We start from the raw sequence: 22,691 nt of genomic DNA on the forward strand, positions 1-22,691 counted from the left end.
TACTAAACACAAAAAAACAACCTCCAAAACCGGAGGCTGTTTCTACTTATTGAAAGCTTTTATCTGCTAAAAGGCGTTCTGTTTCTTCTTTGTGACCTGTTTCGTCTGCAATAATATCTTCTAATTTAACCACTAATTCTGTTAAACCAAGCTCATCTGCTTGTTGTTTTCTTGTCTCATAACGTTCAATTGTTTCTGTTTCTGCTTTAAGTGTCGCTTCTAACATTTCTTTCACATCTGTTAGTTGCTCGACTTTTGCTGGAGTGGTTGTTGGTGTACCACCTAATGTTTTGATTTTATCGGATAAGTATAAAGCATGTCCGATTTCATCATTTATCTCATCTTCAAAAAATGGTTTTAGGAAGGAGCGATATAATCCTGATACAACAGATGCGTGATACGTATACATAATCGTTGCCGCATACTCATTTGCTAAGTCTACATTTAATCCATCGATAAGCTCTTGTAATTTTGCTTGATCTTGTGCCATTTACGTTCAACATCCTTTCATTATTATCTCTACACTATATATCTACCCTTTTACAAAAAGTTTAAACATAAATACTAGATTTTTATTGGAAAAAAATATATGATATGTTATTCTTTTTTTGTAAGCGAATAAAATAGTAATGAACACTAGGGGAGCCTTTTAGGCTGAGACGATTCTTCGGACCCTTTGAACCTGATCTGGTTAACACCAGCGGAGGGAAGTGGTAGGAAAAGCACTGATTTATCTAAACTGCTTTTAATTATGCCACTTGTCCATGCTGGGTGAGTGGCTTTTTGACGTTCTTTTCACTACCGAATCAAAGGAGTAATGACAATGCAAGGAATACACCTTATTTCAAATGGAAGATTAACAGAGAAAGAGTTAGATTTCGTTGCGAGAAATATGGAGTTGCTTGATTTTTTTCATCTGCGTGAGAAGAAAAAAACAGCACAAGAGATAGCCGATCTTGCTGATAGACTAATGGATACAGATGTACCACGAGAACGGATTATCATTAATGATCGTGTCGATGTGGCACATGTGAAGCGATGTGGAGGAGCTCAATTAGCTTATCATAGTCTTACCATTGCGAATGTAAAAGCTTGTTTTCCTCATTTATTAGTTGGTAAGTCTGTTCATTCACTTGCAGAAGCATTAGATGCAGAACAACAGGGTGCGGATTATTTACTGTATGGTCATATCTTTCCAAGCAACTCTAAACGTGGTGCAGAGCCAAGAGGGGTTGCCGCATTGGCTGAGTTAACTCGCAATGTGTCTCTTCCGGTCATTGCCATTGGTGGAATACATACGAGTAATGTACACCAAGTGCTTGCTGCTGGTGCAAACGGGATAGCGATTATGTCAGGAATATGGGATGCCGAAGATCCAGTCAAAGCTTTAAAGCACTATCGTGACGTGTTCGACAAAGTGGAAGGAGGCGTCGTATGAAGCAAGCATTTGACCAAATTGTCGTTGGTGGAGGAGTAATGGGAACATCGATTGCTTATCAATTAAGTAAACGAGGTTACAGAGTATTGTTGCTAGAAGCAAACGAAATAGCTGCAGAGGCATCAAGTGCGGCAGCGGGTATGCTAGGTGTACAGATGGAATTTGAACAGAACTCAGCTTTATTTCAATTTGCCAAAGAAAGTAGAGCCTTATTTCCTTCATTAGCACAAGAGTTGTTAGAGGATAGTGGTGTGGACATTCAATTAATCGAAAAAGGTGCATTGAAACTTGTCTATCACGAGGACGAATTACCACGATTAAAAAGGATTGCAACGTTTCAAACAGAACAAGGAAAAGAGGCAAGAATCATTTCCGCATCTACCGTGCCAGAAAAAGAACTTGCTACAGACTTTTATGCCGCGCTTTACTGTCCGACAGAAGGTCAAGTATCTGCACCACATTTAACGAAGGCATTTGCAAGAGGAGCTGAGCGTCATGGTGCGGTGATATATGAGCAAACAGAGGTGACTGATTTTATTGTTGAGCATGGGAAAGTGATCGGAGTTACTACTACGGACGACAGCTATTATGCGAATGCTGTAGTGATGACTTGTGGATTTAAGAGCGGTCGTTTTTCAAGTTTTATTAAAGGAATTACACCGATAAAAGGAGAATGCTTGTCTGTTATTACGGATAAACCATTGATCCAATCTACCATTTTCACAGAAGGTTGCTATATCGTACCAAAGCGAGGAAACAGACTGATTATTGGTGCTACTTCGAAGCCAAATCAAACGGACAAAGATGTCAAGGTAGCGAGTGTCCTTCATTTATTATCGCGAGCAAAACAAATACTACCGGCGTTAAACAAAGCATCTATCGAAAAAATATGGGCAGGTGTGCGTCCGATGACACATGACGGGCTCCCTTACTTAGGGGAAGTACCAGATGTATCGGGGTTATTTGTTGCTACTGGGCACTATCGTAATGGCATATTATTAGCAGCAAGAACAGCCACTTTTATGGCGGATTTTATCGAGGGCAAACAAGTGAATCAGCATTTTTTAACTGCTTTTTCCTTAACAAGGGAGCGGCTAGTCTCTGTATGAGGAGGAATAGATTTGAAGATAATGATAAACGGTGATGCATTAACAGTGAATGATCAGGTTACGAATATAGCAGATTTATTAAAAGAGTTACGATTAGAAAAAAAGTCATTAATCATTGAACATAATCAAGTTATTTTGAGAAAAGAACATCATCAGGGAACGAGCCTTTCAGAAGGTGATCGTTTAGAAATTGTTCATTTTGTTGGAGGAGGATGATTAAATATGTTGAATATAGGAAAATACACTTTTCAATCTCGTTTATTGTTAGGTACAGGTAAATATCCAAACTATGATGTGCAAAAACAAGCAGTGGATGTATCAGAAACAGAAATACTAACGTTTGCTGTTCGGCGAATGAACATTTATGATCCAGAACAACCAAACTTTTTGGAAAAAATTGATCAAAAGAAGTATCGCTTTTTACCGAATACTGCTGGGGCAAAAAATGCAGAAGAAGCAGTTAGGATTGCTAAATTAGCAGATGCTTCTGGATTATGTGACATGATTAAAGTGGAAGTAATAGGCTGTGATCGAACATTACTACCTGATCCTGTTGAAACAATAAAAGCTACTGAAATATTACTAGCTGAAGGCTTTACTGTTTTGCCATATACGTCAGATGATGTAGTACTTGCTAGAAAATTAGAAGAATTAGGTGCTCACGCTATCATGCCTGGAGCGTCCCCGATTGGTTCAGGACAAGGGATTATTAATCCATTAAACTTGCAATTTATTATTGAACAAGCAAATGTGCCAGTAATAGTAGATGCTGGAATCGGTTCTGCGAGCGATGCAGCATATGCAATGGAATTAGGAGCGGACGGTGTTCTGTTGAATACAGCAGTTTCAGGAGCAGATGATCCTGTTAAGATGGCAGAAGCGATGAAGCTAGCTGTTCATGCTGGTAGATTAGGATTTGAGGCAGGCAGAATAGCGAAGAAGGACTATGCTGTAGCAAGTAGTCCGAAAGAAGGAGTTAGTGTAAGTGAATAATCGTTATCATCGTCAAATGCTGTTTCAACCTATCGGAGAAGAGGGACAACGTAGATTACAAGAAAGTCATGTAGCAATTGTAGGAGTTGGTGCGCTTGGATCAAGCAATGCAGAAATGCTAGCAAGAGCTGGAGTTGGTACACTAACATTGCTTGACCGTGATTATGTGGAAGCTTCTAATTTACAACGGCAACAGCTTTTTTCTGAAGCGGACGTGGAGGCGAAAACACCAAAGGTAATTGCAGCAAAGAAGAGGTTAGAGGAGATTAATCATTCTACTATCATCCATGCAAAAGTAATCGATGCGGGAGTAGAAGAACTAGAAAATATCGTGCCACAAGTAGATGTTGTCATTGATGCAACGGATAACTTTGATACAAGATTAATACTAAATGATGTTTGCCAAAAACATCACAAGCCATGGATCTATGGTGCGTGTGTATCAAGCTACGGTGTAACCTTTACTGTACTGCCTGAAAATAGTCCTTGTTTACACTGTCTGATGGATCATATACCGAATGATGGAGCTACTTGTGATACAGTCGGGATTATTAGTCCAGCAGTGCAAATGGTTGTCTCCCACCAAGTAACAGAGACATTGAAAATAGTGACAGGCAATACGGACGCACTTTCGGGTAAATTAATCGCTTTTGATTTATGGAAAAATCAGCACATCGAAGTAAAGGTAGCTAGCTTAAAGGATAATCAATGTCCATCATGTGCGAAAAAGCAATATCCTTACTTAACTTATCAATCACAATTAAAAACAGCTGTCCTATGTGGCAGGAACACTGTGCAAATTAGATCAAGCGAACAAAAAGTAATCTCATTCGATGAACTAAAAAATAATTTAGAACGAAATAAACGAGTCAAATTATTTTCCAATCCCTATTTGTTATCATTTGAAATCGAAAAATTTCGCATAGTTCTTTTTCGTGATGGACGAACCCTTATTCATGGAACAAAAGATATCACCGAGGCGAAAAAAGTATACTATCAATATATTGGATGAGGCAGCTCAGTGGAGTTGCTTCTTTTTTTGTATGTGTGCACGAAAAACTATTTAATTCGACGAACAGTGTAAGTATCGCGCTGTTCAAGGTTCAGGAAGTGGTGATGAATGCCCGAAGGACCAGAGAGCAAGGAGCCGGTCACTCATAAGCGAGATGAAAGCCGGAAAAACAACTAGACCAAAAACCAAAGTCGATATCATTACATGAATTCATGATACACTCTTGCTATTTTAAACTTTATTTAATAAAGTATTCCTATTGTCTTTATTTGTTTTTTATATGCTTGTATGTATAATGAATGTGAGAGGAGAATGTGAGCGATATGAACAAGACAAAGGACACGTTGCTTTTTATTGTGTGGGCACAAAGTTTAATTGCCACGATGGGAAGCTTGTTTTACTCAGAAGTAATGCAATATACACCTTGTGAGATGTGCTGGTATCAACGGATTTTAATGTATCCGCTCGTTGTCATTTATGGCTATGCATTATATAAGAAAGATATTCGCTATGCTTTTCCAGGACTTATTTTAAGTGGAATAGGTATATTTGTTGCTGCTTATCATTACTTAATTCAAAAAGTACCTGCAATGCAAGCGGCAGGTGATGCATGTGGTTTGATTCCATGTACAACAACATATGTGAACTATCTTGGTTTTATTTCTATTCCATTCCAAGCATTAGTTGCTTTTCTTGTTATTTTTATTATTCATATTTATTTAATTGTGCAAAAAAGGAGCGCTTAAGATGAAGAAGATGATCATTTTTATAGCAGTGCTCGTCGTTATTTTCGGAGCACTAGTTTTCGTCGTACAGCAACAACAATCGAAACAAATTGATGGTAAAGACAATCCATATGGTAAAACAGATTTAAGTAAGTCAACGATTGATCAATTAGACGATCCAATGTATCAAAATCAAATATTGCCTGATGACTTACAAAGTAAATTAGATGATGGCGAAGATTTAACGGTTTATTTCTACAGTCCTGAATGTGTGCATTGTCAACGAATGACACCTGTGATTGTACCATTAGCAGACGAATTAGGTGTCGATGTAGTGAAGTTAAACCTATTAGAGTTTGAACCTGCATGGCCACAATTTAATATTGAAAGTACGCCAACACTTGTCCATTATGAAAATGGACAAGAAACAGCAAGAATTGTTGGAGAGCAACCACAAACGAATTTCGAAAACTTCTTTAAACAAGAAGTATTAGGAGAAGAGTAGAGAGACTATTCTTCTCCGACATGGAAGGTTTCTGTATAGACGGGTCCGGCTATATAGGGATCTTCTTTTTTGTGTGGAAGGGGATTTGTTTGTTTCCACTCTTTATATGCACTACTGTCTAGCCATTCTATGAACAATATATACGTATTTCCTGTCTGTGGACGTAGTAATCGAATCGCTACGGCTGTCTTTATCCTCTCTATTCGCTCGTTATACTCTAGTTCAAATATCGGTCGTCCTTCGATTGTTACGGGAATGTGCACGATACTGACAAAACCTTCCTCAGCGAGTTTGCCTCTCTGTCCTATTATTGTAAAGTTTCGGCTCGTTGCAAAGATAGATGGTTGCGGGTCTTCATAATAAGCAACTGTTTTTACTTCATTATTTAGTAATAATAACGGGCTGACATGTTGTTCGGTCTTCAGCTTTTCCAAGTAGGAATACGTTCCGTTTGTCATGTATGCTTTCATCTTAATTACTCCTTTCACGATTCTTCCATTCGGCTTCTGGAAAACTTTTATGATAAAATAAAGTTATTGTCGAAATTTACCACGATATTCGAGTTTTTAGATTAATGAACAATATTTCATACAAACTACACTAATGAAGGAAAGGTGGTGTAATGATTTGAAAAAAGAAAAAATCCAACAAATGCTTTCATCTATTTGGAGATGGATAAAACGATATAAATGGTTGTCCATTATCACTAGTTCGATGTTTTTAATCGCTATTATAGGTTATTTATTTATTATGTTTGGCGGACGTTTTGTATTTGATGAACGTGCAGTTATTTTGCCTACCTCCTCCAAAGTTGTGGCAGATGATGGCACTGTCTTAGGTAAATTATATACAGAAAATCGAGATTATGTCACGTTCGATCAAATTCCCGATCATGTTGCTGATGCATTTCTAGCGATAGAAGATCAACGGTTTTACGATCATGCAGGTATTTCGTTTGTTTCTGTTGCTCGTGCTGTTTATCGTGATATTATCGAGATGAGTAAAGTGGAGGGTGGAAGTACGATTACCCAACAATTGGCTAAAAATCTTTTTTTAGTAAATGATAAAACATGGATGAGAAAAACAAAGGAAATAATGGCTTCGTTTTATTTAGAGCGGAATTTTACGAAAACAGAAATTTTAGAGCTTTATTTAAATCAAATCTATTTAGCACATGGTGTACACGGTGTAGGGACAGCTGCTGAGTATTACTTTGGCAAAAATATTGAAGACTTATCCATTGAAGAAGGCGCTTTATTAGCAGCGATGGTGAAAGCGCCGAATACGTATTCACCGATTAATGATATAGAAAAAGCGAAACAGAGAAGAAATCTAGTCCTGCAGCAAATGTCGAATTTCGGTACTATTTCAACAGAGGAAATGCTCGATCTTCAAGCGAAAAAAGTAAAAACAATTACCCAACATGAAGAAAGAGATCCTTGGTTAGCTGATTATTTCGCTTATGTATTGGAGGAGTTGGATACGACATATGGATTGAGTCGTGACGCGCTAAAACGTGGTGGATATACAGTGAAAGTCAATATGGACCCTGTCATACAAAAGATTGCTTATGACCAAATGCAAGACGACACATTTTTCCCTGGATCTAATGATGAGATAGAAGGTAGCTTTGTGTTGATGGATCAGAAAACAGGGGAGTTGAAAGCTTTACTAGCAGGACGTCATTTTCAATTAAATGATCCGAACCATTTGCTTCTGAAAAAACAACCTGGTTCTGTGATGAAACCATTAGCAGTATATGCTCCAGCTATGCAGTTAGGAAATTATCAACCATATGACATGATTCCAGATCAAGATATCGAATATGATAATGATTATCGTGTTGAAAATGCTGATGGCAAGTTTGAGGGAGAAGTGAGCATGTATCAAGCAGTTGCTCATTCCAAGAATACGTCAGCTGTCTGGTTGTTAGATCAAATAGGGATAGACTATAGTAAATCAATGTTAGAAAAAATGGATATTCATCTAGAGGATAAAGGACTTGCCATTGCTTTAGGTGGTTTGGAAACAGGTATAACACCTATTCAAGTTGCAGAAGGTTATCGTACGTTTATTAGTGATGGAAACTGGGTAGAATCGAGAAGTGTTCAAGCAGTTTATAATAAAGACGGTGAGCGAGTATTGCCAGATCCACCGAAAACTGCCAATGTCTTCGAACCGCAAACAGCTTGGAATATGCTTCGGATGCTCCAAGGTGTTACAGAGGAAGGGACAGCAACTGCAGGAGAATATAACAAAGCGTTAGCAGGTAAAACCGGATCGACACAACACCCATTACAAACAGGTGCAGTCAAGGATGCTTGGTTTGCAGGAATTACTCCTGATTATGTTACAACGGCCTGGATCGGTTATGACAATGCAACAGAGGATAATTATGTTACTACTAGTTCAGAAGCTGCTACAAGATTAACAAAGTCGATTTTAACCGAAGTAGATAAACGAGAGGACTTAACAGAAGAATTTGAGCAACCAGAAGGTGTTGAGGACTTGCCAGATCCTATTCACTTGCCGAAAATAGATGATCTAACTTCCACGATCAAATTTGGTGGCATGACACTACTTCGAGGTACGTTAACTTGGTCACCTGCTGATGATAGCCGTGTGGTCTATCGAATTTATGAACGTGTGCAGGATGGAGAAGACGAATTAATTGATGAGGTAGAAGGAGAAGATCATTACACAATTAGTCGCATTAATCTTTTCCGTTCAGGTGAGTACTATGTAGTCCCTCACAATCCTTTAACAAATCAGGATGGAGAACCATCCAACGTAACGGTTTTAGAGTTTGACTTTTAAATAACTAATAATTATAATGATTTCTTAGTTATAATAATTACAATTTAGTGAACGTTTTAAAAAAGTACTATACAGGATCGATGAAACCTTCTATCATAGAGAAGAATGAAAAAAAGGGTGAATGAGATGACGAAATTTAATGATACGATATTAAAAGCTTTTAGAGGAGAAAAGACAGATTATACGCCTGTCTGGTATATGAGGCAAGCAGGTAGATCACAAAAAGAATACCGTGAATTAAAAAAGAAATATTCTTTATTTGAAATAACACATCAACCAGAACTTTGTGCCTATGTAACGAGGTTACCTGTTGAAATGTATAATGTTGATGCAGCAATATTATACAAAGATATTATGTCTCCGTTACCTGCAATTGGTGTGGATGTCGAAATTAAATCGGGTATCGGTCCTGTTATTGATAATCCGATTGCTTCACTACAAGATGTGGAGAAGCTTGGAACAATCGATCCGGAGAGTGATGTTCCATATGTGTTAGACACTATTCGTTTGTTAACGAAGGAACAGTTAAATGTACCGTTAATCGGATTTAGTGGAGCTCCTTTTACATTGGCTAGCTATATGATAGAGGGTGGCCCATCTAAAAATTATCATAAAACAAAAGCACTCATGTATAGTGATCATAAAGCATGGTTTGCCTTGATGGATAAACTAGCAGATATGACGATTACCTATGTGAAGGCACAAGTGAATGCTGGTGCACAAGCTATTCAAATTTTTGATTCTTGGGTTGGGGCATTGAATGTAGCAGATTATCGTACGTACATTAAACCCGTCATGAATCGTATTTTCAGTGAATTACGTGACACGAATGTTCCTTTAATCCTATTTGGTGTTGGGGCAGGTCATTTAGTCAAAGAGTGGAATGATTTACCTGTAGATGTAATTGGTCTTGACTGGCGTATGTCGATTAAAGAGGCTCGAGATTTAGATGTCACGAAAGCTCTTCAAGGAAATCTTGATCCAGCATTTTTATTAGCTGATTGGGATGTTGTCGAGGAGAAAGCAAAACAAATTATTGATGAAGGAAAAGCACACCCAAGTCATATTTTCAATCTAGGACATGGTGTTACACCTGAAATTAGTCCAGAACGTTTAAAAAAATTAACAACATTTATACATGAATATTCAATGAAGTAAGGAAGGATGTTGACAATGGCAAAGAAAAAAGTAGGATTACTCGTAATGGCGTATGGAACACCATATGAAGAAGCAGATATTGAAAGATATTACACACATATTCGTCACGGACACAAACCGAGCCAAGAAATGCTTGATGACTTAACATCACGTTACAAAGCAATTGGTGGTATTTCACCACTTGCACGTATTACGAAAGAGCAAGCAGAAGGTATCGAAGCTCGTTTGAATGAGATGCAAGACGAAGTAGAATTTGTCTATTACTTAGGTTTGAAACATATTGAGCCATTCATTGAAGATGGTGTACAGCAAATGGCGAAAGATGGTATAAAAGAAGCTATTTCTCTTGTTCTTGCTCCACATTATTCAACATTCAGTGTGAAATCATATAATGGTAGAGCACAAGAAGAAGCAGAAAAACATGGTATTACGATTAAATCAGTGGAAAGCTGGTATGATGCAGAAGGATTTATTAATTATTGGGCAGATGCAATTACAGAAGAATATCAAAAGATTGCAGATAAAGAAAAAGCCGTATTAGTCGTTTCTGCACATAGTTTACCAGAGAAAATTTTGCAACATGGTGATCCATATCCACAACAATTAGAACGTACAGCGAAACTAATCCAAGAGAAAACAGGCATTGCAAATGTTGAAATTGGTTGGCAGAGTGAAGGAAACACGCCAGATCCATGGTTAGGACCAGATGTCCAAGACTTAACTCGTGACCTTTTTGAACAAAAGGGCTACCAATCGTTCATTTATGCACCTGTAGGATTTGTAGCAGATCATTTAGAGGTATTGTATGACAATGATTATGAATGTAAAGTAGTTTGTGAAGAGATCGGTGCAGACTATTATCGCCCAGCAATGCCAAATGTACATCCAGCATTTATTGATACGTTAGCGGGCGTTGCTTGGAATAAATTCCAACGTGATGACGAATCATGAAGAAGATAACGGTGATAGGTGGCGGTATAGCAGGGCTTACTGCTGCTTATTATATAGACCAACAGATAAAAGAAAACAACCTTGACTATCAAGTTCAGCTTTTAGAAGCTAGCAATCGTCTAGGTGGAAAAATTAATACCGAAAGACGTGACGGCTTTACGATTGAACGAGGTCCTGATTCCTTTTTAATTCGCAAGCAATCAGCAGAACGTCTAGCTCGTCATGTCGGTGTTGGCGATAAGTTAGTAAAGAACGGTTCAGGGAAATCGTATATCTTAGTAGGTGATAATCTTTACAGTATGCCACAAGGATCATTTATGGGGATCCCGACACAAGTTCGACCGTTTTTATCCTCACAATTATTTAGTTTTACTGGTAAATTACGTGCAGGGATGGATTTCATTCTTCCTAAAGGTGAAGAACAAACAGATCAATCATTAGGAAAATTCTTTAGACGTCGCCTTGGTGATGAAGTGGTAGAAAATTTAATTGAACCATTGCTATCTGGTATTTATGCCGGTGATTTGGATGATTTAAGTTTAATGGCTACTTTTCCGAATTTTTATCAGTTGGAACAGGAACATCGCAGTTTAATTCGTGGACTGCAAAAAACGATGCCAGCTCCACCAAAGCCAGGTAAGAAGAAGAAAAGTATGTTTTACAGTCTTGAAGGTGGACTTCAAACATTAATTGAGGCAATTGAGGCATCTTTATCAGAAGGTATTGTGCAGAAAGGTAAAGCTGTTAACAACATTACGAAGTCAAATGACGGCTATGAATTAGAGTTAAAGGGTGGCTCAACTATTTCTTCTGATGCTATCTTGATTGCGACACCATATTCTGTTATGAAACAGATGCTAAAGGGACATGAGTTTGTCGATAATCTAGCAAATATGAAAGCTACATCCGTTGCAAATGTCGCATTAGCTTTTGATCAATCTGCCATTAAAGAAGATATTGATGGTACAGGGTTTGTTGTGTCACGTAACAGCAATTATCGTATTACGGCTTGTACATGGACACATAAAAAATGGCCTGAAACAGCTGCACCTGAAGGGAAAGCATTGCTTCGTTGCTATGTTGGCAGGCCAGGTGATGAAGATGTTGTCGATCTTTCTGATAAAGCGTTAGAAGAAATAGTCTTACATGATTTGAATAAAGTGATGAAAATTGATGGTGATCCGCTTTTTTCTGTCGTTTCTCGTTGGAAGGATGCAATGCCACAGTATAGTATTGGTCATAAAGAGTTAGTGAATAACTTGGAGAACGGTCTTGCGACAGAACTTCCAGGAGTATTTGTGGCAGGTAGTCCATACGAAGGTATCGGTATACCTGATTGTATCGACCAAGGCGTGGCAGCAGTTGAAAAAATAATGAATTTCTTAGCAGAGTAACTTTCATAAGTGCTCTGCTTTTTTCTTCCCAAATAAAAAAGCATCAAACAGTTGGGTGTCTGTTTGATGCATATGTCTTTTACTTTATCTTGATTAATTGGATGGGAAAGTTCATCATCTCTTTTGCAGGATAAGAAGGATGAAAGAAACGAAAGATAAAAGGGTAAAAGACATGATAAGTTAGATGGCGGGATAATAGTAGTTCGTCTACATTATCAATCCGCACAATTCACACTTTTTGAATGATGCACGATAGTATTCGACACAATCATTCATGTAAAAGTGTTGATAGATAACATTGTACTATAACAAAAGAAAAACATCAATTATTTGTGATAGTACAATAAGGTGAGTGAGTATTATGTCGAAATAATGCCAATACATTGTGTTCTCTTTCTACTTCTTTTATACTAGTAAGAGATAATTAGCAATTAATAGGAGTGAACTAGTAATGAAATTTATTGATAATAAAGGAATTACCGATCCAATGATTAATTTAGCTATTGAAGAGTATGTGCTAAAGAACTTTGGTGCAGATGATACATATTTACTTTTCTATATTAACGCACCATCTATCATTATCGGTAAAAACCAAAATACGATAGAAGAAATTAATACAGATTATGTAGAGGAACAAGGCATTAAAGTTGTTCGTCGTCTATCTGGTGGTGGAGCTGTTTATCATGATGAAGGAAACTTGAACTTCAGCTTTATTACAAAAGATGATGGGAATAGCTTCCATAACTTTGCGAAGTTCACAGAGCCAGTAGTGGAGGCATTAAATAAATTAGGGGTACCTGCAGAGTTAAAAGGACGAAATGATTTAGTCGCAGATGGTCGCAAGATTTCGGGGAATGCCCAATTTACGACTAAAGGTAGAATGTTCAGTCATGGTACGCTTATGTATGATTCTGAAATTGAAAATGTTGTTCGTGCTCTAAATGTAAAAACAGAGAAAATTAAATCAAAAGGAATTAAATCTATTCGTAGTCGTGTCACAAATATTTCTGATTTTATGGACGAAAAATTATCAATGGACGAATTAAAAGCACATATTTTACGCCATGTCTTTGATGTAGAAGCAGTAGAAGATGTACCACAATATGTGTTAACAGATGAAGACTGGGATAATATTCACCAGTTATCAAAAGAACGCTACCAACAGTGGGAATGGAATTACGGTAAATCACCGAAATTTAATATTCAACAATCTCATAAGTTTGCTGGTGGTTTAGTCGATGTTCGTTTAGACGTGCATAAAGGTATCATTGAACAATGTACGATTTTTGGTGACTTCTTCGGTGTTGGCGATGTCAAAGAATTAGAAGAGCAATTACAAGGTGTGCGCTATGAGCGTCAAGCAATCGATGAAGTGTTAAGTAACATAGACGTGTCACACTATTTAGGTAAAATCACCAAAGAAGACTTCCTAGGATTAATTTATTAAAACAAGCTTTTGATAGAGGCTGGGACATAATTAAATAAGAAGAGTCAAAATCCGAACAATTCTATGCTAAGCGTAGGTAAAATACGTAGACTCCTGCGGGAATAGCGCGAGCTGAAGATCCATTGTGTGAAGTGGTTTTCTTCACACAATTAGCTGAAGCCGTTCCCGCGGAAAGCGAAGTATTTTGCCGAAGCGATATTTAAGCAAGTTTCGATGTTCGGATTTTTTCTGTCTAATTACTCTTTTGTCCCAGCTTCTTTTTTTATATAGTAAGACTAAAAATACCAACTTTATCCGTATAATAGGAGTAACTAGTTCATGTAGGAGTTGGCGCTATGAAAAAAATAACCATAGGATATACGGTATATGTATTAGTACTTTTTCTTTATTTTTATTATGTTTATCCTCTCACATCCTTTCATGATACACGTTATGGAGCGTTAGCTCATGCTTTTTTCTTTGCGATGTGGCCATTACAGCTATTGATGTTATACATACTAACAAAAAAAACAAATCTAATGGAACAACTGGAACGAATGCGATCAGAAATAAAGAAAGTGCTGTTATATGTTACGGTGCTAACCGTTCTAGATTATGTGGTTCATTTCCCGTTTCGCTTCATTTGGTATCAAATCACGATAAAAGAAGGAATAGGGACTCAAGATTTCTTATCTTGGCTAGCAGAACGATTACTACATACCGGCATGTTTTGGCTAGTGCTCTTTTTCATCATACTTACGGTACGAGCAATGATGAAAAAATGGCCGAACTTATGGGGCTTGATGCTTTGGCTTTTTGCCATTCCAGTGGTTCTATTTGTTGTATTCGTACAACCGATTTGGATTGATCCGTTGTTCGATGATTTTACCTCATTGCCAGAAGGAGAGTTACGCGAAGAAATCGAAACGTTAACAGAAGATGCGGGCATTAATGATGCAACACTGCTCGTTGCAAATAAAAGTGAGAAAACATCTACCTATAATGCTTATGTGACAGGTATCTTCCAGCATACACGGATTGTGTTATGGGATACGACCATTCTTGGCATGGATCAGAATGAAATTTTATTTATTATGGCCCATGAGATCGCGCATTATATTTATCATCACGTGTACTGGGGAGTTGGCTTATATCTTTTGCTGACACTTGTTGTATGTATCATATTGCAACAATGGACTCGTTCTTGGAAAAGCATATATTCCTTGCCGTCCTTAACTAAACTATTATTGATAACCGTAACAATACTCATGCTCACCCAGCCTCTATCACTTTGGGTATCTAGGGAGATGGAAAATCAAGCAGACCGATATGCGATTGAGCATACGGAAAACTTATATCCGGCATTGACAAGCTATCGTTTGCTTGCTGAACAATCTAAAGCAGATATCTCACCAGCACCATGGATTAGTTGGTTTCGTTCTAGTCACCCTTCTATAGCAGAGCGTATGGAACGAATCAAAGAAGAAATAGAGAATCGTGAAACAAATCCATCATTTGATTCGTATAGGTAATAGAGGTGATGGCATTGACTCATTATTATCAAAAAATTGTAAAGGCTCAAGAAGATAAGCGCAAATTAAATCGATGCAAACACGAACGAAAAGAATTAGCTGTTGAGTTAGAAACGTTAGAGCAACAAAAACAGGAATGCTACCAACAACTGCAAGATGAAAAAATTGATGTTGAAAAGCTAGAGTCTTTTAGTGTAGCGAATATCTTTTATTCAATTACTGGTCAAAAGGCTGAAAAACTAGATGAAGAGAAGCAGGAAGTCGCAAGAGCGCAATTACGTTATCAAGAAGCAAAAGCATCTGTTCAAGATGTGCGAGAAGATATCTCCGCATTGGATCAACAAATCTGTGCATTAGGAGAGCCTGATGTTCGTTATCAGCACTTATTAGAAGAGAAGTATCAATATTTGTTAGATACTAATCATGAAAGTGGACAACAAGCACTTGACGTATTAGATAAACTGGGCAACATGCAAGACGAGAAAACGGAAATTGCCGAAGCGATTGATGCAGGCGAAAAGGTAAAACGAGCTCTATCATCAGCACTATCTTCACTAGATAAGGCGAAGAACTGGGGAACGGTTGATATGTTTGGTGGAGGCTTGATTTCCACTTCTTTAAAACATAGCCATATCGATGACGCTAAGCAAGCTACACATGATGCCCAGCGTTTATTACGGAAATTTTCACATGAATTAAATGATATCGGTAAATCTTTTCAAACGAATGTGGAGATTTCTGGCGGATTAACGTTTGCTGATTACTTTTTTGATGGTCTTATTGTAGACTGGTTTGTACAAGATAAAATTAACCAGTCAGAACAGCAAGTAAGTGAGATGTATCAAAAAGTAGAGGAGACGATTTCACAGCTAATACGTCTCAATCATGATGTTAGCAACAACATTGATCAAGCAAACCATATATGGGAACAGCTTATCTATCATGCAAATTAGGGAAACCCTCGATTCACAGTCGAGGACTTTTTTTAATCCGACATTAGTGTGCACCAAAAGTCGGGTGTGCTTATCCTTTTTCTGCTATTCTTTAGTCAAGGAGGTCATGTAATGAGTGGATTACGAGAACTAAATCAAGCATTGGATTACATCGAGGAGCATCTTACTGATGAGATGGATTATGCAAAAGTAGCTAGTATCGCTTGTTGTTCAGAGTATCATTTCAAACGAATGTTTTCTTTTTTAGCTGGAATTGCCTTATCTGAATATATTCGCCGACGACGTTTAACTGTTGCTGCATTCGAATTACAAAATAGTAATACAAGAGTGATTGATATTGCTATCAAATGTGGCTATCAATCTCCAGATTCCTTTGCAAGGGCTTTTCGTGATTTGCATGGTATTAACCCATCTGAAGTAAAACTGAATGGTTCACTATTGAAATCTTTTCCAAAAATGACCTTCCAATTATCAATTGAAGGAGGAAATGAGATGAATTATCGTATCGAAGAAAGGGACTCTTTCCGAATTGTTGGTGTCCAAAAACGGGTGCCAATTATTTTTGAAGGGGAGAATCCAGAGATCACTGCCATGTGGAAATCACTGAACAAGGAGAAAATAGCACAATTGAAAGAGTTCGTGAACACAGAACCTGCTGGGATCATTCAAGCATCCACCAATTTCTCAGAAGGACGTATGGAGGAAGAGGGAGAATTGGATCATTATATTGGGGTTGCTACAACAAAAGAGAGCCCAGAACAATGGAGTTCATTGGAGGTTCCAGCTTATACTTGGGCAGTTTTTGAATCAATTGGCCCCTTTCCACAACACTTGCAAGAAACATGGGGAAGAATTTATTCAGAATGGTTTCCTTCCTCTCATTATCAGCAAACGAAAGGTCCAGAGATTCTTTGGAATGAAAATAGTGATTTTAATTCATCAACTTTCAAATGTGAGATTTGGATACCAGTTGAGAAGAAATAAATAGACTTTTAGCAGAAAAAAACGATACAAACGGTCTATAAGAAGCATTTCCGAGAATAAATTAAATAATAGGACAAGTACTCTAGTGAAAGAATGAAGGATAAAGTGCTGCTATATCCTTCATTCTTTATTTGCTTGGAAAATAGTAATGTCATCACCAATCGGTATAATCAAGGGTTCTGAGGGTGATTAACGCTTAACTTTTTCTTTATTCTGTTCAGACTCCTTTTACTTAGGTTTTTCTGTTGTCACTAACTGCTCCTGATCTGTAATATAAAAATCCATTTCTGGTCGTTCGTTAATCAAGTTTAGTTGTTCCAATTTAAAAAAGTTCACTTTACGGTATGGATCATGATCAATGACTGGTAATTCTTTTGTTTGTGCGATATATTGATCGACTGCTTGTTGGACTTGATCTAATGCATGTGCGATATGTTTGTCTTCTTCTTCAAATAAATCATACGTCTCCTTCGACATATAATAGTTCTTTTCTGGAATCGCCTTCAAAATAGGTGCTAATAATGTGTAGTCCAATGATAAATCATCTTGAATTAAAATTTTAAGTGGGATGTTTGGTGGTAAGTCTTTGCTGTAGGTATGGATGGCAGATCGTACTTCTTCTAACGATATTGCTTTTGTTGGGAATTTTTCCTTCTTGTCTTTTCTCTTTTTAAACCACAAATGATTCACCTCGCTTTTTGCGCAAATTTTAGTAAAAAAGGCCACTCAGTTGCTCTATTTAAGAAAATTATAGCAAATTTCAAGAAAAATAGTAGTGTGAATAGAAAAATAGGGCTTTTATCGTATGTTTGATTTCGAAAATGCCAATAACTTGTTACATTATAGGGGAATAAGTAAAAGGAGGAAGATAAATGGAAATGTTAATGGAGAAAGTTAGAGAAATTAGTCCGAAAACGTTGGCAGTTGTAGGTCACAAGACAGAGCAGGGGTACCTTACTAGAGTGATTGAGTATGAGGAAGTAGATGACTATGAAACTACTTTCAGTGCTCAAAAAGTAATGGATATGACGTGCAAATCATTTGGCATTAGTTTAAAAGGATTGATGGAAGGTACAAAAATGTTAAGTAAAATTACACATAAGCCACCAATTGCGATCGATCGGATAAGCGGGATGTATTTTTTTCCTGTCGAATCCCCTCTGAAAAAAACATGTACATGGATTGCTCATTCACACGTATTAGAACTGGAAAAAGTGGAACCACATTTAACAAGAGTAGTATTTAAAAATGGCCGCGATTTAGTGTTAGAAGTTTCTTATGCTTCGCTGATCAATCAATTGTACCGCACTGCTCAATATCGTTACCTGCTTAATAACAAGGTCCAGGATATCCTCGAAGTTTCTCAACAAGTAGCCGAAGCAAAATGGCATAAAGGGATCTAAATTAGTCATTTTCATTTTCTCTGTCTGTCCCCCCACTTTATCTTTTAATTTTGAAGTGGGGGATTACGGACGACAGCAAGAATCATTGTTTATATTAAAAATTTAAATGAATAGAAAAGGTATAGACAAAAATAAAATGATTATAGGAAATAAAGCGATTTTTAATGGTGTCCATTGTTTGGAAAAATAATCAACAGGATTTTTTGCTGGCGCATAAAGCCAGTTTGCGATCCGTTGTGATAATGATTTTTTTAGTGGAATTTCTGGTACTTCTATTTCAAATTCATCTAGTTTTTGATGTAATTCATCTGGAATATCATGCTTATTCATTATCATCAACCTCCAATAGGTGTTTAAGCTGTCTTAATGAGGTGTGTAGCCTTGACTTTACTGTTCCTATGGGAATTTGCAAAATATCTGCAATCTCTTTTTGACTTAAATCATGATAATAAGAAAATATAATTACAGACCTATGTTCATGCTTTAATTGCTGTAAGGCAGTACGAATTGTAAGTTTTTCTTCTAGTGAAACAGGTTCTTCTTGGTGTTGTTCGTATAAAAAAGGGAGTAGCTTTTTAAATTTATTTTGTCTTTTTAGTTTAGTTATCGTTAATTGATAAGCGATTCTAAACAAAAAGGTGCGAATATGGGACTTAGTGGGATCAAAATCATCTGCATATTTTTGAAATTTAATAAATGTATCCTGGACAATATCATAGCTTAATGCTTCATCTTGTGTGTAGCGGTAGGTGAACTGATAAATTTGTTGATGGTAAGTGTTAAATAGGTTTTCTATCTGGATAGGATCATTTGAACTCATCAGACCACCGCTCTTTAATTCCTTTATATACATACGCTAATCGAGTAATAAACCAAATGAATGTGACTAAAGAAAAAACGAATGTTTGGTGAAGGAAAAATTGTACCCAAGGGTTTTCAATATTCTCTCCTGAAAGCAAACAGACAAATAATCCAGTAATACATATAAATGTATAAATAGCAGCTACGATCATAGTATAATCCCATCTAGTCCAGTAAAAATAAAGATCTGATTTTTTAAAATCGATATTCCCCAGTCTGTCTTTTACTACTTTTTTGTTCATCGTAGCGATGAGCGTGACAAATAATCCACCTAAAACATTGGCAACGATCACACTAATCAACCAACCTATTTCCATTTTTATCATCTCCTTCATTTATTTATACCATTAATGGAGATGAAAGGTTCATTTTTTGAAAGAAATTACAGTTTTATTTTTTCCTTTTCTGAAGATACGGAATCATAAGCGTGTGCTAACAACTCTTCTAAAATCACTTCGACTTTTTTGCGAATAGCAGGATTAAAGTAATTTCGTTTTTCCTCTTTTCCTTTACAAAGGAACAAGTAAGAGGTGAACGAATCTTTTTTTTCAGCAGCTAATACTTGGATTTTCTCCTGTTGCATCTTCTTACGTAATTCTCGTCGCTCATTTGTTGCGTTTTTCTCCATCTTCTCTAATAGTGCAATATATGGTTCATTTATTTTAAATGGGGATAATTGGTTCATCTTTTGTAAATCATGTTTAATGACAGTTAAAGCCATTGATAAAAATAGAAAACGTGAAGCTAACTGCCACTCTTGTTCGTTTAAATATCTCATTTTCCATTTCCACCTCCACAAGAACGTTTGTTCTTATTATATGCTTACTTTAAAAAAAATGCAACATTTTAAGCAAAATAATAGGAATTTTTTGTGAAAGAGTAGGAAATGAGAAGAAAACGTATTAAAATATAGTGAAAAGAAAGTTTTTCGTCATATGAAGGAGTTATACAAGGCATGATAGCATACAATATAAGTAATTTAATCCATATAAATGTTGATCAAATAGATGCATTAATTGAAGCAAATGAATATGGTAAATTAATTGACTTTCTTCTGAAAAGTTATGCGAGCTTAGGTCCAATCCCAGGTTTTTTACTTCCGTTTATAGAGTCATTTCTCCCTTTTTTACCAATTATTTTATTTGTGGTAACAAATGCTGCGGCATATGGTTTGTTAGAAGGTTTTCTTTTGTCTTGGTCTGGTACGAGTGCTGGAACTATTGTCGTGTTCATTTTGGTAAGACGCTATCAACATTTGAGGTTTTTTAGATGGCTAAGTAGAAATAAACAAGTATCGAAAGTAACAAATTGGTTATCTCGTCACGGATTTGGACCACTATTTTTGTTGCTTTGCTTTCCATTTTCACCGACAGCGATTATTAATGTTGTAGCTGCCTTAACAAGTATGGGACTTTATCAATTTGTGTTAGCTGTCTTACTAGGTAAAGGTGTGATGGTATTTACCATATCGTATGTTGGAGAAAGTATTACTTCTTTTGCTGAAAACCCAATGAGAACGATTATAGTGGCGATAAGTGTAGTCATTCTTTGGGTGGTCGGAAAATATATAGAGAGCTATTTACAAAAAAGATCTGAGGAAAAAGATGGAGATAAAATGAATTAAATTTTTCCAAATGGGGTAAATTAGTAATAAAGAAAGTCCCTTTGGAGGGAAATGCTATGAAGAAAAAACGGATTTGGCAGATAGTACGTATTGTTATTTTTGCTTCTTTGTTGACCATCTTCTTCCGTTCTTATCTATTTGCGAGTTATGCTGTAAATGGTAAGTCAATGGAACCAACGCTATATGATGGGAATCTATTAATGGTTAACAAAATGGTATATGATATGATGGATATTAATCGGTTTGATGTGATTGTTTTTCATGCCAATGAAACAGAAGATTATGTAAAGAGAGTAATAGGTATACCAGGTGATGAGATAACTTATTCAGACGATGTATTATATGTGAATGATGAACCAGTTGATGAGCCTTATTTAGAACCGTATAGAGAACAAGTGGAACGATTAACAGAAGATTTAACGTTGGAAGACTTAACAGGAGAAACGACTGTACCAGAAGGACAATTGTTTGTATTAGGAGATAATCGAACGAAAAGTTATGATAGTAGAGATATAGGATTTGTTGACCAAGGTTCAGTAGTCGGAAAAGTCGATATTCGCTATTGGCCAGTATCAGATATTAATTTTACATTTATTAAATAAGGAAAGTATTTCAAATAAAAGCTCGTTCTAGCAAAGTATGTTTGTGGAGCGGCTTCTTTTTTTGTGGAATTATATGGTATAATCGTGGTGAGAAAAGAAGGCGTAACAAGTATTTATAAAAAATTAAAAAAGAGGTGTGAGATGACAACTATTTATAAGAGTAAAGGTGGTAAACAGGTATTACATGATAAATACGAAAAATACTTGAACACTTTACTCTTCGATGTGGGAAGAGAGTATGTAGAGACTAGGTTTGGGGAAACACATGTACTTGTGGCAGGACCAGAGGATGGCCAACCGGTTTTTGTTTTTCAGGGTGGTAACTGTATTAATCCGATGACACTTTCATGGTTCTCATCATTAGCTAAACGTTATAGGATATATGCTCCTGATACAATTGGTCATCCTGGGCTTAGTGCTGAAACTAGAATATCTGCAGAAGACCAAAGTTTCCCTCAATGGATTGAAGATGTAATGGAGCATTATCACATTCAAAAATGTGCATTTGTCGGACCATCTTATGGTGGTGGGATTATTCTTCGGTTAGCGACATTCATGCCGGAAAAGATAGCGTGTGCTGTTTTAGTAGCTCCAGCAGGTATTAATCTTGGCTCTAAACGGCGTATGATAAAGGATGTTTTATATCCACTTATTTGTTTCCGCATTACTTCATCAAAGAAACACCTCAAAAAAATGACAAATGCTATGTCGGATAATATGATGAAAGACATCGATAGTGAGTTAATCGGGGATGTCATGAAATATGTCAAGCTCGAACAGAACATGCCTAAACTTACAAACAAAGAAGAATTAGCAAACTATCGTGCTCCTACTTTAATAATCGCAGGGCAGAAGGATATTTTTTTTCCGGAAAGTAAAATACATGATAAAGCAAAAGAGATTATTCCTAATTTAGTAGCATTTAAAAGTTATGACATGAGTCATTTTCCTTCAGAAGAGTATCTAGTGAAAATGAATAAAGAGATCAGGATGTTTCTTGATAAGTATTATGAAGAAAGTGAGATAATGCATAGGAATAGGGTAAACTCCTTGTAATGCTTGTTTTAGGAGATGTACAGTAGAGCGAGAAAATAGGTGAATAAGAGGCGGTAATTCTTGCCGTCTCTTTGAGAAGTGAGATTTAACCGATAATCAATCTATTAGGAACGACAGCAATATTGGTCAATTTTTTTAGCAATCCTTG

The 22,691-nt window shown here is 36.7% G+C and carries 26 protein-coding genes and 1 riboswitch; of the genes, 19 read left to right on the forward strand and 7 right to left on the reverse strand.

Features of this window, described 5'->3' with window-relative positions; translation table 11 throughout:
- Positions 1–46: 46 nt before the first annotated feature.
- On the reverse strand, positions 47–490 hold the full coding sequence (locus SH601_RS06935; protein ID WP_319957543.1) for a ferritin-like domain-containing protein: 444 nt from the start codon (positions 488–490) through the stop codon (positions 47–49).
- Positions 491–628: 138 nt separating this feature from the next.
- Positions 629–726: riboswitch (TPP riboswitch) on the forward strand.
- Positions 727–823: 97 nt separating this feature from the next.
- Here SH601_RS06935 and SH601_RS06940 point away from each other — a divergent pair.
- From SH601_RS06940 to SH601_RS06970, 7 genes are all read left to right on the forward strand, one after another.
- A complete protein-coding gene (locus SH601_RS06940; RefSeq protein WP_319957544.1) occupies positions 824–1,438 on the forward strand; it encodes a thiamine phosphate synthase in 615 nt (204 codons plus the stop codon).
- Positions 1,435–2,547 carry a glycine oxidase ThiO gene (thiO, locus tag SH601_RS06945; protein WP_319957545.1) on the forward strand — a complete coding sequence of 371 codons (1,113 nt, stop codon included), beginning with the start codon at positions 1,435–1,437 and terminating at the stop codon, positions 2,545–2,547. The genes SH601_RS06940 and thiO overlap by 4 nt, the downstream gene beginning before the upstream one ends.
- A gap of 21 nt (positions 2,548–2,568) precedes the next feature.
- Positions 2,569–2,763: a sulfur carrier protein ThiS gene (thiS, locus tag SH601_RS06950; protein ID WP_319957709.1), complete on the forward strand. Its 195-nt coding sequence runs from the start codon at positions 2,569–2,571 to the stop codon at positions 2,761–2,763.
- A gap of 6 nt (positions 2,764–2,769) precedes the next feature.
- Entirely contained in the window at positions 2,770–3,540 is a 771-nt protein-coding gene (locus SH601_RS06955; RefSeq protein ID WP_319957546.1) for a thiazole synthase, read from the forward strand.
- On the forward strand, positions 3,533–4,552 hold the full coding sequence (locus tag SH601_RS06960) for a MoeB/ThiF family adenylyltransferase (protein ID WP_319957547.1): 1,020 nt from the start codon (positions 3,533–3,535) through the stop codon (positions 4,550–4,552). The genes SH601_RS06955 and SH601_RS06960 overlap by 8 nt, the downstream gene beginning before the upstream one ends.
- Before the next feature lie 323 nt (positions 4,553–4,875).
- The gene (locus SH601_RS06965) at positions 4,876–5,298 is read left to right on the forward strand and encodes a disulfide oxidoreductase (protein WP_319957548.1); all 423 of its coding nucleotides are present in this window, start codon (positions 4,876–4,878) and stop codon (positions 5,296–5,298) included.
- Between the two features lies 1 nt (position 5,299).
- Positions 5,300–5,782, forward strand: coding sequence for a thioredoxin family protein (locus tag SH601_RS06970; RefSeq protein ID WP_319957549.1), 483 nt, complete (start codon positions 5,300–5,302; stop codon positions 5,780–5,782).
- Positions 5,783–5,787: 5 nt separating this feature from the next.
- Here SH601_RS06970 and SH601_RS06975 read toward each other — a convergent pair whose 3' ends face one another.
- Positions 5,788–6,252, reverse strand: a complete 465-nt coding sequence (locus SH601_RS06975) for an antibiotic biosynthesis monooxygenase family protein (RefSeq protein ID WP_319957550.1) — start codon at positions 6,250–6,252, stop codon at positions 5,788–5,790.
- A 157-nt stretch (positions 6,253–6,409) separates the two neighbouring features.
- On the opposite strand from SH601_RS06975, the gene SH601_RS06980 reads away from it, so the two are divergent.
- The 8 genes from SH601_RS06980 to SH601_RS07015 all read left to right on the forward strand — a co-directional run bounded on the left by SH601_RS06980 (position 6,410) and on the right by SH601_RS07015 (position 16,997).
- On the forward strand, positions 6,410–8,599 hold the full coding sequence (locus SH601_RS06980; protein WP_319957551.1) for a transglycosylase domain-containing protein: 2,190 nt from the start codon (positions 6,410–6,412) through the stop codon (positions 8,597–8,599).
- 126 nt (positions 8,600–8,725) lie between these two features.
- Entirely contained in the window at positions 8,726–9,757 is a 1,032-nt protein-coding gene (hemE, locus tag SH601_RS06985) for a uroporphyrinogen decarboxylase (protein WP_319957552.1), read from the forward strand.
- Between the two features lie 15 nt (positions 9,758–9,772).
- A complete protein-coding gene (gene hemH, locus SH601_RS06990) occupies positions 9,773–10,708 on the forward strand; it encodes a ferrochelatase (RefSeq protein ID WP_319957553.1) in 936 nt (311 codons plus the stop codon).
- Positions 10,705–12,102 carry a protoporphyrinogen oxidase gene (hemY, locus tag SH601_RS06995; protein ID WP_319957554.1) on the forward strand — a complete coding sequence of 466 codons (1,398 nt, stop codon included), beginning with the start codon at positions 10,705–10,707 and terminating at the stop codon, positions 12,100–12,102. Before hemH ends, hemY begins: the two co-directional genes overlap by 4 nt.
- Before the next feature lie 451 nt (positions 12,103–12,553).
- Complete coding sequence (gene lplA, locus SH601_RS07000) at positions 12,554–13,549, forward strand: lipoate--protein ligase (protein WP_319957555.1); 996 nt, start codon at positions 12,554–12,556, stop codon at positions 13,547–13,549.
- Between the two features lie 335 nt (positions 13,550–13,884).
- The gene (locus SH601_RS07005) at positions 13,885–15,060 is read left to right on the forward strand and encodes a M48 family metalloprotease (RefSeq protein WP_319957556.1); all 1,176 of its coding nucleotides are present in this window, start codon (positions 13,885–13,887) and stop codon (positions 15,058–15,060) included.
- Between the two features lie 14 nt (positions 15,061–15,074).
- A complete protein-coding gene (locus SH601_RS07010; RefSeq protein ID WP_319957557.1) occupies positions 15,075–16,013 on the forward strand; it encodes a hypothetical protein in 939 nt (312 codons plus the stop codon).
- 111 nt (positions 16,014–16,124) lie between these two features.
- Entirely contained in the window at positions 16,125–16,997 is an 873-nt protein-coding gene (locus SH601_RS07015) for an AraC family transcriptional regulator (protein ID WP_319957558.1), read from the forward strand.
- 228 nt (positions 16,998–17,225) lie between these two features.
- On the opposite strand, the gene SH601_RS07020 is transcribed toward SH601_RS07015, so the two are convergent.
- Positions 17,226–17,678 carry a DUF3939 domain-containing protein gene (locus SH601_RS07020; protein ID WP_319957559.1) on the reverse strand — a complete coding sequence of 151 codons (453 nt, stop codon included), beginning with the start codon at positions 17,676–17,678 and terminating at the stop codon, positions 17,226–17,228.
- Between the two features lie 191 nt (positions 17,679–17,869).
- On the opposite strand from SH601_RS07020, the gene SH601_RS07025 reads away from it, so the two are divergent.
- Positions 17,870–18,400, forward strand: coding sequence for a competence protein ComK (locus SH601_RS07025; protein ID WP_319957560.1), 531 nt, complete (start codon positions 17,870–17,872; stop codon positions 18,398–18,400).
- A gap of 102 nt (positions 18,401–18,502) precedes the next feature.
- On the opposite strand, the gene SH601_RS07030 is transcribed toward SH601_RS07025, so the two are convergent.
- The 4 genes from SH601_RS07030 to SH601_RS07045 form a co-directional block, all read right to left on the reverse strand.
- Positions 18,503–18,730 carry a hypothetical protein gene (locus SH601_RS07030; protein WP_319957561.1) on the reverse strand — a complete coding sequence of 76 codons (228 nt, stop codon included), beginning with the start codon at positions 18,728–18,730 and terminating at the stop codon, positions 18,503–18,505.
- On the reverse strand, positions 18,723–19,220 hold the full coding sequence (locus SH601_RS07035; RefSeq protein ID WP_319957562.1) for an RNA polymerase sigma factor: 498 nt from the start codon (positions 19,218–19,220) through the stop codon (positions 18,723–18,725). The genes SH601_RS07030 and SH601_RS07035 overlap by 8 nt, the downstream gene beginning before the upstream one ends.
- Positions 19,207–19,578, reverse strand: coding sequence for a hypothetical protein (locus SH601_RS07040; RefSeq protein WP_319957563.1), 372 nt, complete (start codon positions 19,576–19,578; stop codon positions 19,207–19,209). The genes SH601_RS07035 and SH601_RS07040 overlap by 14 nt, the downstream gene beginning before the upstream one ends.
- Before the next feature lie 65 nt (positions 19,579–19,643).
- Positions 19,644–20,039, reverse strand: coding sequence for a YhjD family protein (locus SH601_RS07045; RefSeq protein WP_319957564.1), 396 nt, complete (start codon positions 20,037–20,039; stop codon positions 19,644–19,646).
- Positions 20,040–20,216: 177 nt separating this feature from the next.
- On the opposite strand from SH601_RS07045, the gene SH601_RS07050 reads away from it, so the two are divergent.
- The 3 genes from SH601_RS07050 to SH601_RS07060 all read left to right on the forward strand — a co-directional run bounded on the left by SH601_RS07050 (position 20,217) and on the right by SH601_RS07060 (position 22,543).
- The gene (locus tag SH601_RS07050; protein ID WP_319957565.1) at positions 20,217–20,885 is read left to right on the forward strand and encodes a TVP38/TMEM64 family protein; all 669 of its coding nucleotides are present in this window, start codon (positions 20,217–20,219) and stop codon (positions 20,883–20,885) included.
- A 56-nt stretch (positions 20,886–20,941) separates the two neighbouring features.
- A complete protein-coding gene (lepB, locus tag SH601_RS07055; protein WP_319957566.1) occupies positions 20,942–21,487 on the forward strand; it encodes a signal peptidase I in 546 nt (181 codons plus the stop codon).
- Between the two features lie 141 nt (positions 21,488–21,628).
- On the forward strand, positions 21,629–22,543 hold the full coding sequence (locus SH601_RS07060) for an alpha/beta fold hydrolase (RefSeq protein WP_319957567.1): 915 nt from the start codon (positions 21,629–21,631) through the stop codon (positions 22,541–22,543).
- The last annotated feature ends 148 nt before the right edge of the window (positions 22,544–22,691 follow it).

Origin of the sequence: Gracilibacillus pellucidus, assembly GCF_033949965.1 — a bacterium.
Lineage (GTDB): Bacteria > Bacillota > Bacilli > Bacillales > Amphibacillaceae > Gracilibacillus > Gracilibacillus pellucidus.

Bases quoted from the DNA above. Each gene is read 5' to 3' on its own strand.
- SH601_RS06935 (WP_319957543.1), bottom strand. From the start codon at position 490: ATGGCACAAGATCAAGCAAAATTACAAGAGCTTATCGATGGATTAAAT.
- SH601_RS07050 (WP_319957565.1), top strand. From the start codon at position 20,217: ATGATAGCATACAATATAAGTAATTTAATCCATATAAATGTTGATCAA.
- thiO (WP_319957545.1), top strand. From the start codon at position 1,435: ATGAAGCAAGCATTTGACCAAATTGTCGTTGGTGGAGGAGTAATGGGA.
- SH601_RS07060 (WP_319957567.1), top strand. From the start codon at position 21,629: ATGACAACTATTTATAAGAGTAAAGGTGGTAAACAGGTATTACATGAT.
- SH601_RS07045 (WP_319957564.1), bottom strand. From the start codon at position 20,039: ATGAGATATTTAAACGAACAAGAGTGGCAGTTAGCTTCACGTTTTCTA.
- hemY (WP_319957554.1), top strand. From the start codon at position 10,705: ATGAAGAAGATAACGGTGATAGGTGGCGGTATAGCAGGGCTTACTGCT.
- SH601_RS07030 (WP_319957561.1), bottom strand. From the start codon at position 18,730: ATGAATAAGCATGATATTCCAGATGAATTACATCAAAAACTAGATGAA.
- hemE (WP_319957552.1), top strand. From the start codon at position 8,726: ATGACGAAATTTAATGATACGATATTAAAAGCTTTTAGAGGAGAAAAG.
- SH601_RS07015 (WP_319957558.1), top strand. From the start codon at position 16,125: ATGAGTGGATTACGAGAACTAAATCAAGCATTGGATTACATCGAGGAG.
- hemH (WP_319957553.1), top strand. From the start codon at position 9,773: ATGGCAAAGAAAAAAGTAGGATTACTCGTAATGGCGTATGGAACACCA.
- SH601_RS06970 (WP_319957549.1), top strand. From the start codon at position 5,300: ATGAAGAAGATGATCATTTTTATAGCAGTGCTCGTCGTTATTTTCGGA.
- SH601_RS07005 (WP_319957556.1), top strand. From the start codon at position 13,885: ATGAAAAAAATAACCATAGGATATACGGTATATGTATTAGTACTTTTT.
- SH601_RS06965 (WP_319957548.1), top strand. From the start codon at position 4,876: ATGAACAAGACAAAGGACACGTTGCTTTTTATTGTGTGGGCACAAAGT.
- SH601_RS06940 (WP_319957544.1), top strand. From the start codon at position 824: ATGCAAGGAATACACCTTATTTCAAATGGAAGATTAACAGAGAAAGAG.
- SH601_RS07035 (WP_319957562.1), bottom strand. From the start codon at position 19,220: ATGAGTTCAAATGATCCTATCCAGATAGAAAACCTATTTAACACTTAC.
- lplA (WP_319957555.1), top strand. From the start codon at position 12,554: ATGAAATTTATTGATAATAAAGGAATTACCGATCCAATGATTAATTTA.
- SH601_RS06975 (WP_319957550.1), bottom strand. From the start codon at position 6,252: ATGAAAGCATACATGACAAACGGAACGTATTCCTACTTGGAAAAGCTG.
- SH601_RS07025 (WP_319957560.1), top strand. From the start codon at position 17,870: ATGGAAATGTTAATGGAGAAAGTTAGAGAAATTAGTCCGAAAACGTTG.
- thiS (WP_319957709.1), top strand. From the start codon at position 2,569: ATGATAAACGGTGATGCATTAACAGTGAATGATCAGGTTACGAATATA.
- SH601_RS07040 (WP_319957563.1), bottom strand. From the start codon at position 19,578: ATGGAAATAGGTTGGTTGATTAGTGTGATCGTTGCCAATGTTTTAGGT.
- lepB (WP_319957566.1), top strand. From the start codon at position 20,942: ATGAAGAAAAAACGGATTTGGCAGATAGTACGTATTGTTATTTTTGCT.
- SH601_RS06955 (WP_319957546.1), top strand. From the start codon at position 2,770: ATGTTGAATATAGGAAAATACACTTTTCAATCTCGTTTATTGTTAGGT.